9 protein-coding genes are annotated in these 8,269 nt (G+C 67.4%); 3 read left to right on the forward strand and 6 right to left on the reverse strand.

Going from position 1 to position 8,269, the window contains the following annotated elements; translation table 11 throughout:
* Nucleotides 1-116 precede the first annotated feature (116 nt).
* A complete protein-coding gene (gene dapE, locus LQV16_RS16650) occupies nucleotides 117-1,214 on the reverse strand; it encodes a succinyl-diaminopimelate desuccinylase (RefSeq protein WP_229995016.1) in 1,098 nt (365 codons plus the stop codon).
* Between the two features lie 196 nt (nucleotides 1,215-1,410).
* Here dapE and dapD point away from each other — a divergent pair, with 196 nt between their 5' ends.
* Both dapD and LQV16_RS16660 read left to right on the forward strand, forming a co-directional pair.
* Nucleotides 1,411-2,421, forward strand: coding sequence for a 2,3,4,5-tetrahydropyridine-2,6-dicarboxylate N-succinyltransferase (dapD, locus tag LQV16_RS16655; protein ID WP_229995010.1), 1,011 nt, complete (start codon nucleotides 1,411-1,413; stop codon nucleotides 2,419-2,421).
* 164 nt (nucleotides 2,422-2,585) lie between these two features.
* Nucleotides 2,586-3,383 (forward strand): hypothetical protein, encoded by a 798-nt coding sequence (locus LQV16_RS16660; RefSeq protein WP_229995017.1) that lies wholly within the window; start codon nucleotides 2,586-2,588, stop codon nucleotides 3,381-3,383.
* Between the two features lie 21 nt (nucleotides 3,384-3,404).
* Here the strand turns inward: LQV16_RS16660 and LQV16_RS16665 are convergent, their stop codons facing one another.
* The 5 genes from LQV16_RS16665 to fdxA all read right to left on the reverse strand — a co-directional run bounded on the left by LQV16_RS16665 (nucleotide 3,405) and on the right by fdxA (nucleotide 7,927).
* Nucleotides 3,405-4,016: a hypothetical protein gene (locus tag LQV16_RS16665; protein ID WP_229995011.1), complete on the reverse strand. Its 612-nt coding sequence runs from the start codon at nucleotides 4,014-4,016 to the stop codon at nucleotides 3,405-3,407.
* A 48-nt stretch (nucleotides 4,017-4,064) separates the two neighbouring features.
* The gene (locus LQV16_RS16670; protein WP_229995012.1) at nucleotides 4,065-4,748 is read right to left on the reverse strand and encodes a TetR family transcriptional regulator C-terminal domain-containing protein; all 684 of its coding nucleotides are present in this window, start codon (nucleotides 4,746-4,748) and stop codon (nucleotides 4,065-4,067) included.
* Between the two features lie 179 nt (nucleotides 4,749-4,927).
* On the reverse strand, nucleotides 4,928-6,211 hold the full coding sequence (locus LQV16_RS16675; RefSeq protein WP_028275687.1) for a citrate synthase: 1,284 nt from the start codon (nucleotides 6,209-6,211) through the stop codon (nucleotides 4,928-4,930).
* 228 nt (nucleotides 6,212-6,439) lie between these two features.
* A complete protein-coding gene (gene dapC, locus LQV16_RS16680) occupies nucleotides 6,440-7,588 on the reverse strand; it encodes a succinyldiaminopimelate transaminase (protein ID WP_290369386.1) in 1,149 nt (382 codons plus the stop codon).
* Nucleotides 7,589-7,600: 12 nt separating this feature from the next.
* On the reverse strand, nucleotides 7,601-7,927 hold the full coding sequence (fdxA, locus tag LQV16_RS16685) for a ferredoxin (RefSeq protein ID WP_026266493.1): 327 nt from the start codon (nucleotides 7,925-7,927) through the stop codon (nucleotides 7,601-7,603).
* Between the two features lie 152 nt (nucleotides 7,928-8,079).
* Here fdxA and LQV16_RS16690 point away from each other — a divergent pair.
* Nucleotides 8,080-8,269: hypothetical protein (locus LQV16_RS16690; RefSeq protein WP_229995013.1), on the forward strand; the 190-nt coding region annotated here is incomplete at its 3' end.

Raw genomic sequence — 8,269 nt, forward strand, 5'->3', positions numbered from 1 at the left:
GCCCGTCCACCCACAAAGGGTCCGGAACCTCTCGGAGGTTCCGGACCCTTTGTGCGTTGCGGGCTTCCTGCGTGCCGTTGCCCCGTTCGTGCGTGCTTGGCTTGCGCTGTGCGCTGCTAGGCGCCGAGCCAGATCCGCAGCGCCCGCAGGCATTCCCTGATGGCGTCTGCCTCGACGTGTTCGTTGTCCTTGTGCGCCAGCAGCGCGTCGCCGGGTCCGAAGTTCACCGCGGGAATGCCGAGCTCACTGAACCGTGCGACGTCGGTCCAGCCGTACTTGGGCTTCGGCTCCGCGCCCACGGCGACGACGAACGACGCGGCGGCGGGGTGGTGCAGTCCCGGCCGCGCCCCGGCGGCGCTGTCGGTGCGCACGACGTCGAATCCGTCCAGCAGTTCGCGCACGACGGCCTCGGCCCCGTCCGGGGTCTTGTCCGGCGCGAAGCGGTAGTTGATTTCCACCACGCACTTGTCCGGAATGACGTTGCCGGCCGTGCCGCCGTTAATCTTCACGGCGTTGAGGCTTTCGCGGTAGTCCAGGCCGTCAACCGTCACGGTCTGCGGCTCATACGCCGCCAGCCGGGCCAGGATCGGGGCCGTGGCGTGGATGGCGTTGCTGCCCATCCAGGCCCGGGCCGAGTGGGCAGCCTCGCCGCGCATGGTCACCTCGAAGCGGCTGGTGCCGTTGCAGCCGCCCTCCACCGTCCCGTCGGTTGGCTCGAGCAGGATCGCGAAGTCGCCGCCGAGCAGGGATCCGTGATTGCGCACCAGCCGGCCGAGGCCGCTCTTCACGGCCTCGACTTCCTCGTGGTCGTAGAAGACGAACGTGACGTCCTTGTCCGGCGCCGCCCCGGCGTCGAACATGGTGGCGGCCAGCGCCAGCTGCACGGCGACGCCGCCCTTCATGTCGGTGGCGCCGCGGCCGTAGAGGATCCCCTCCCCCGGGGCCCCGGAGGGCCAGTACGCCGGCACGGTCCCGAGCGAGCCCTCGGTGATGGGGAGCGGCACGGTGTCCAGGTGCCCGGCAAGGATGACGCGCTCGGTGCGGCCGAGGTTGGTGCGGGCGATGATCGAATCGCCGTCGCGGACCAGCTCCAGCTGCGGCAGCAGGCGCAGGGCATGTTCCACGGCGTCTGCCAGGACCTTTTCGTTGCCGGAGACGCTGTTGATGTCAATCAGGGCGGCTGTGAGCAGGGCTACGTCCTGGCGGAGGTCCAAGTGGACCGGAGTGCGGACAGGGACGCTGGCAGTGGCAGGGGTGCGCGGGTTCGTGGGGGTCACCGTCCCACTTTATCTGTTCGCCTTCCCGCGGGGCCGCAACAGGTGCCGTCCCCATGCATAGGTGGCGAGCGTCTCCTGTCACTTGGGCGTCTCACGTTTCAGCGCCCGCGGGCCCTCTCGTTAGACTTGGGCCATGACTGAGACTGCTGCTTCCGCTGTGCCCACCGACGCCCGCTCCGCCTTCGGCTACGGCGTGGCCACCGTGTCCACCCGCAACGGTGATGCCACCGTGCTGGACGTATGGTTCCCGGCGCCCGCGCTCGGAATCGCGGAGGAGCACCTGCGCGAGCTCGAGAACGCGGACCAGTCGCTGATCGACATCGCCGCCGGCGGCATCGACCCGGACCGGGGCACCGAGCAGAAGGTTGTCTTCGCCCAGATCAACCTGGACGAAGCACCCGCGGACACGGCGGACGCCTACCTTCGCCTGCACCTGCTCTCCCACCGGCTCGTCCAGCCCAACAGCATCAACCTCGACGGCATTTTCGGCAAGCTCCCCAACGTGGTGTGGACCAACTTCGGCCCCGCCGCCGTGGAGGACTTCGAACTGACCCGGGCGCGCCTGCGCAAGCGCGGCGCCGTCACCGTCTTCGGTGTGGACAAATTCCCGCGCATGGTGGACTACGTGGTTCCCTCCGGCGTCCGGATCGCCGACGCCGACCGGGTCCGGCTGGGTGCGCACCTGGCCGAAGGCACCACCGTCATGCACGAGGGCTTCGTGAACTTCAATGCCGGAACGCTGGGCACCTCCATGGTGGAGGGCCGGATCTCGGCCGGCGTCGTCGCCGGTGACGGGTCCGACGTCGGCGGCGGGGCCTCGATCATGGGAACCCTCTCCGGCGGCGGCAAGGAAAAGATCGCCCTCGGCGAGCGGGTCCTCCTCGGCGCCAACTCCGGCGTGGGCATCAGCATCGGCGACGACTCCGTCGTCGAAGCCGGGCTCTACGTCACCGCCGGCACCCGTGTGCGTGTGATCGGCCCCAAGGACGCCGACGGTGAAGACACCAGCCGGATCGTCAAGGCCGTGGAGCTTTCCGGGGTTCCGAACCTGCTCTTCCGCCGCAATTCCACCACCGGCGAGGTTGAGGTCCTCCCCCGCAAGGGGCAGACCGTGGAGCTCAACGAGGCCCTGCACGCCAACTGACCGCACCGGCTGGTACGGTATGCCGGGCGGCGAAGACCGCCCGGCGGGGTCAACCCCCAACGATGAAGCAGCCGAAGACGCAGCCCGCAAGGGCCTGAGGGAGTAAGTTCGTGGCACGAAGAGGGAGCTGGCGGCGCCGGATCGTCCTTCTGCTGACCCTAGCGATGGTCGCCGGCGCGATCTACACCGCGGTGGCGTTCCTGCAGCGATCGGAAACGTTGATCACCGAACGCTGCACGGCCGCGGGCAGCGGAGGCGATGACCTCGCCACCGACCAGGCGGCCAACGCTTCCCTCATCACCGCCGTCGCTGTCCGGCGCGGGCTTCCCGCCCGGGCCGCCAGCATCGCGCTGGCCACCTCGATGCAGGAATCCAAACTGCGCAACATCGGCCATGGCGACCAGGCCGGCCCCGACTCGCGCGGATTGTTCCAGCAGCGGCCGTCCCAGGGCTGGGGCACCACGGCGCAGGTGATGGACCCTTACCACGCCAGCAATGCTTTCTACGATGCGCTCGTCGAGATCTCCGGGTACGAGTCGCTGGAGATCACCGATGCCGCCCAGCAGGTCCAACGCTCGGCATACCCGGACGCCTATGCCCAGCATGAGCCGATGGCCCGTGCGTTCGCCTCCGCCCTGAGCGGCCAGACCCCCGCAGGCCTGGACTGCTCGCTGCGGTCCGCCGACACCGCAGGGGATCCCGCTGCCGTCACCTCAGAGCTGACCGCTGCGGTTGGGGACGTCCAGACGTCCACCAACGGCCGGACGCTGCTCGTCGATGCCGAAGGGACCCAGGCCTGGGCTGTGGGGCAGTGGGCAGTGGCCAACGCCAAGGAGCTCGCCATCACCAACGTCGAGGTCGACGGCCGGGCCTGGAACCGGCAGTCCCGCGACGGCTGGCAGCCGGCTTCAGTCCCGGCCGGCCAGGTCCGGGTAACCGTCGCCGGCGCGCCCGGCGCCTGAGCCCCGGCGGGCTGCACGAATTCAGACCAGTAGGTCGACCACCGGCTGCACGTAGCTGCGGAAAAGCTCCGGCTGGGACAACAGCTCGCGGCTCATGATGATCTTGTCGGGCTCCAGGTACCAGGCCCGCGGCTCCGCGAGCGGCAGTTCGATGATCGTCAGGCCGAAATCCTTTGACGCGCGTCCCACGTCAAGCAGGCGGTCCTCCACCATGTCGGCCAGCAGTTCGTTGTTGCCGTTGGCTTCGCGCTCCGCCTCGAGGGCCAGGTATTCCGCGCGGCGTTCCCGGGCCCATGTCAGGGCCGCCCCGAAGTGGGCCTGCAGCACGCGCCGGAGCGCCGGCGAATTGCCGAAGGCACGGAAACCAGGCGGGGAGAGCTCGGGGGACATTTCCGGATAGGCCTTCAGCAGCTGTTCCCACCAGGCCTCCCATTCGGTCTTGAGCGCCGCCGGGCCGCCAACCTCGGCGATCAGATGAGAGTGGTCCGCGGCGCGGATCTTCGGGGCCGCGTGGCACAGCGCCGGGTGCCCCGCAGTGTCCAGACCGGCAGCGTCACGAACGTAAAGGGCAATCAGCATGGGACCAGAAGTATCCATCGTGATCTGCCAGCCAGGTCCGCCGGTGTGGTGCATCCAATTGCCTCCCTTGGCAAGACGTACTATCTCAGTCTATTCCTGTTGTTATGACGCGTTAACGGCAAGCTGCCCTGCCGACAGCCTGCGGTTCAGGCCCTCAAGATGGGCTTCGAGGACGTCCTTGCACATCAAAGCCGTCATCCACTCGGGCTGCAGGAGGGCGTGCATCGTCAGACCGTCCAGGACGGCCAGCAGCAGCTCCGCCTCGGTGACGAGCACCTGCTGGTCGACTCTGGCGGGGCCATCGGCGTCGGTGGCGCTGGGGTCGATCGCGCCGGCTGCCAGGCCCAGGATAAGTCCGCCCACGACTGCTGCCACCGCGCGATGGCTCCGGTCGGCCTCGGCGGCCAGGAACGGCTTGGTCCGGGCCGCATTCTTGAAGGCCATCCAGACGCAGGCGTCGACCGCCCGTTCCTCGTCCACCGGAAGAAACTCACCCAGCAGTGCCATGAGGGCAGCCTGGTGCTCCGCCGACCCTGGCAGCAGGTCGCCCAGCAAGGAGTCCGCGTCCGTGAGGCGTCCGACGATCCGGTCTACCACCACGGCGAACGCGTGGGTCAGGAGCTCGTCGCTGCTGGCGAAATAGTGCCGCACCGAGCCGACGGCCAGCTGCGCTTCATCTGCGACCTCCCGCAGGGAGGCCCGCTCAAGACCATCCGCGGCGATGATCCTGAAGACCGCGTCAACTACTTCCTGGCGCCGGATTACGGCGTCGACAAATTTAGGCACTGGTCTTTTTTAGCACGTCCGTGCCGCCGCCGCCTGAGGGCACACCGGCGCCCCCGGGCACGTGGTGCAGGTCACAGCGGCGCAGCGAAACCTGAGAAAGACACCGGCCGCGCGCCTCAAGGAGGTGCGCGGCCGGCGTCGTGCTTGCTGTCCCGTGCCTGCCGTGGCAGGCGGGCGGGCTACAGCGACGGGTAGTTGCGTTCCGGCTCGCCGACGTAGAGCTGGCGCGGGCGGCCGATCTTGGTGTTGGGGTCGCTGATCATCTCGCGCCACTGGGCGATCCAGCCCGGCAGGCGTCCGATTGCGAACAGCACCGTGAACATCTTTTCGGGGAAGCCCATGGCCTTGTAGATCAGGCCGGTGTAGAAGTCCACGTTGGGGTAGAGCTTGCGCTGGATGAAGTAGTCGTCGCCCAGGGCCTTCTCTTCAAGGCGCATGGCGATGTCCAGGAGCTCGTCATTTCCGCCGAGCTTGCTGAGGACCTCGTGGGCGGTGGCCTTGATGATCTTGGCGCGCGGGTCATAGTTCTTGTAGACACGGTGCCCGAAGCCCATGAGGCGGACGCCGTCCTCCTTGTTCTTGACCTTCTCCATGTAGTCCTCGGGCTTGATGCCGTCGGCCTGGATCTGGCGCAGCATCTTCAGGACTGCCTCGTTGGCACCACCGTGGGCGGGGCCGAAGAGGGCGTTGATGCCGGCGGAGACGGACGCGAACAGGTTGGCGTTCGAGGAGCCGACCAGGCGGACAGTCGACGTGGAACAGTTCTGCTCGTGGTCAGCGTGCAGGATCAGCAGCAGGTCCAGGGCCTTGGCGATAACCGGGTCCACCTCGTACTGCTCGGCCGGCAGGCCAAAGCTGAGGCGCAGGAAGTTCTCCACCAGGTTCATCGAGTTGTCCGGGTACAGCATCGGCTGCCCGATCGACTTCTTGTGGGCGTAGGCGGCGATGACCGGCATCTTGGCCATGAGACGGATGGTGGACACTTCCACCTGTTCCGCGTTGAACGGATCCAGCGAGTCCTGGTAGAACGTCGAGAGCGCGGACACGGCCGAGGACAATACGGGCATCGGGTGCGCGTCACGGGGGAAGCCGCTGAAGAAGCCCTTGAGCTCCTCGTGCAGCAGCGTGTGGTGGCGGATCCTCTGGTCGAAGGATTCCAGCTCGGTGGGGGTCGGCAGGTTGCCGTAGATCAGCAGGTAGGAGACTTCCAGGAAGCTCGAGTGCTGGGCCAACTGCTCAATCGGGTAGCCGCGGTACCGCAGGATGCCAGCGTCACCATCGATGTAGGTGATGGCCGAGGTGGTGGCTGCGGTGTTCATGAAACCGGGGTCGAAGGCGACGGCGCCGGTCTGCTTCAGCAGCTTGGAAACGTCGTAGCCTTCGTTTCCTTCTACAACCTTGATGCGCGGGAGTTCGAGCTCGCCGCCGGCATGGCGCAGGGTTGCGCTGGTGGTTTCAGTCATGGAGTCTCCTCATGAGGCATCGGGGCCTCTGTCGAAAGCTGGTCCAACATCTGGTGAAGCTGCCCGCGGATCCTGTGCGGACAGGATTTCCAAAGGCTGCGCTGCCTTCTTGTGGAAAGCCACCATTGATCGTCAGTTAAAAAGTACCTTCACTTCGCGGGTGGTACTAATCCGTAAGGCGTCCATAACGCCGAAAACACGCCACATGTGGCACGCGTCACAGCATTGTTACGCGTCCGGGGCCAGCCTCGAGACGGCGGCGTCGATCCGCTCGTCGCTGGCGGTCAGCGCCACCCGGATGAACCCGCTTCCGGCGTCGCCGTAGAAAACCCCGGGGCCGACGACGATTCCGCGGTCCGCGAGGCGGCCCACGGTGTCCCACGTCGCCTCGCCGGCGGTGGCCCACAGGTAAAGGCCCGCACTGGACTCACGGATCGCCAGACCGAAACCCTCCAGCGCCGGGACGATCCGTTCCCGCCGGCCCCTGTACAGGTCCTTCTGGGCCTGGACGTGGGCGTCGTCGCCGAGGGCCACCCGCATGGCTTCCTGGACCGGATAGGGAACGATCATCCCGGCGTGCTTGCGGCTGTTGACCAGGTTCGCCATGATCACCGGATCACCGGCGACGAATGCCGCCCGGTAGCCGGCCACATTGGACTGTTTGCTCAGCGAATAGACGGCAAGCAGGCCCTCGTGGGAGCCCTCTGCGACCTGCGGGTCCAGGATGCTGGGGACCGGGGTGCCGCCGCACTGGACGTCCCACTCCCCCCAGCCGAGTTCGGCGTAGCATTCATCCGACGCTACGACGGCGCCCAGCTCCCGCGCCTGCCGGACGATCCGTCGCAGCGATGCGATGTCCCGGACGCTGCCGGTGGGGTTGGCCGGTGAATTGACCCAGACCAGTCGCACGCGGGCGCGGGTGCCGGGGTCGAGCTCGTCGAGGTCGTCGGCGGCGATCTGCTCCGCACCGGCGAAGGTGGCACCGATGTCATAGGTGGGGTACGCGACCGTGGGGCGGACGACGACGTCGCCCGGCCTCAGGCCGAGCAGGAACGGCAGCCACGCGACGAGTTCCTTGGAACCCACCGTCGGCATCACATCCTGCGGATCGAGTCCGGGGACGCCGCGACGGCGCGCAAACCAGCCGGTGATGGCTTCCCGCAGGGCCGGCGTCCCGTGGACGGTGGGATAGCCGGCAGCGTCCGCGGCGGCGCGCAGCGCGTCCTGGATGAGGGCCGGCGTCGGGTCCACCGGGGTTCCGATGGAAAGGTTGACGGCTCCTTCCGCGTGCCGGGCTGCCGTGGCGAGATACGGCGCCATGGCCTCCCACGGGTAGTCGGGCAGGCTCAGGCCGAAGGTGCGCACCGCGGATGTCACCGTAGCGCCGTCCTAGTTGTCTTGGTTCTGCGGCGGCAGGGCGGCGATCATGGGGTGGTCGGTGTGGGTGTTCCCGACCTTCGCGGCGCCGCCCGGGGAACCGAGTTCGTCGAAGAACTCGACGTTGGCCTTGTAGTAGTCAGCCCATTCTTCGGGGGTGTCGTCCTCGTAGTAGATCGCCTCCACGGGGCAGACCGGCTCGCAGGCACCGCAGTCCACGCACTCGTCGGGGTGGATGTACAGGGAACGCTCGCCCTCGTAGATGCAATCGACGGGGCACTCCTCAATGCATGCCTTGTCTTTGACATCTACACACGGCTGCGCGATTACGTACGTCACGTCCCTGGCCTCTCCACGTTGGTTCCGGCGAACGGCCGGATGGTTTCCCGGCCTGAGCGCCGGGTTTCTGACTTCCGAGCCTATTATCTCCCAGCCTGTTCCCGCGAACCTAGCGGGAACGTCATACATGCTCCGCGTCTTACTATGATCTGATGAGCTCGCCTTTGCCCTTGCCCCAGCAGTTTCTCTCCGGCGCCCCGCTGGGCACGCGCGTTGTGGTCCGGTACCGGATCGACGGCGGCCTGACGGATGCCCTTGGCGAGCTCGTCGAACGCGCCGACGGCGTGTGCACCGTCCGCACCCGCCGCTCCGACGTCGTCATCGCACTCCCCCTTGTAGTGG

This window comes from Arthrobacter sp. Bi26 (assembly GCF_918697925.1).
In the GTDB taxonomy this organism is placed as follows: Bacteria; Actinomycetota; Actinomycetes; order Actinomycetales; family Micrococcaceae; genus Arthrobacter.

Coding starts and splice junctions, on each gene's coding strand:
- dapD (WP_229995010.1), top strand. CDS start 1,411: ATGACTGAGACTGCTGCTTCCGCTGTGCCCACCGACGCCCGCTCCGCC.
- LQV16_RS16660 (WP_229995017.1), top strand. CDS start 2,586: ATGGTCGCCGGCGCGATCTACACCGCGGTGGCGTTCCTGCAGCGATCG.
- LQV16_RS16665 (WP_229995011.1), bottom strand. CDS start 4,016: ATGCACCACACCGGCGGACCTGGCTGGCAGATCACGATGGATACTTCT.
- LQV16_RS16675 (WP_028275687.1), bottom strand. CDS start 6,211: ATGACTGAAACCACCAGCGCAACCCTGCGCCATGCCGGCGGCGAGCTC.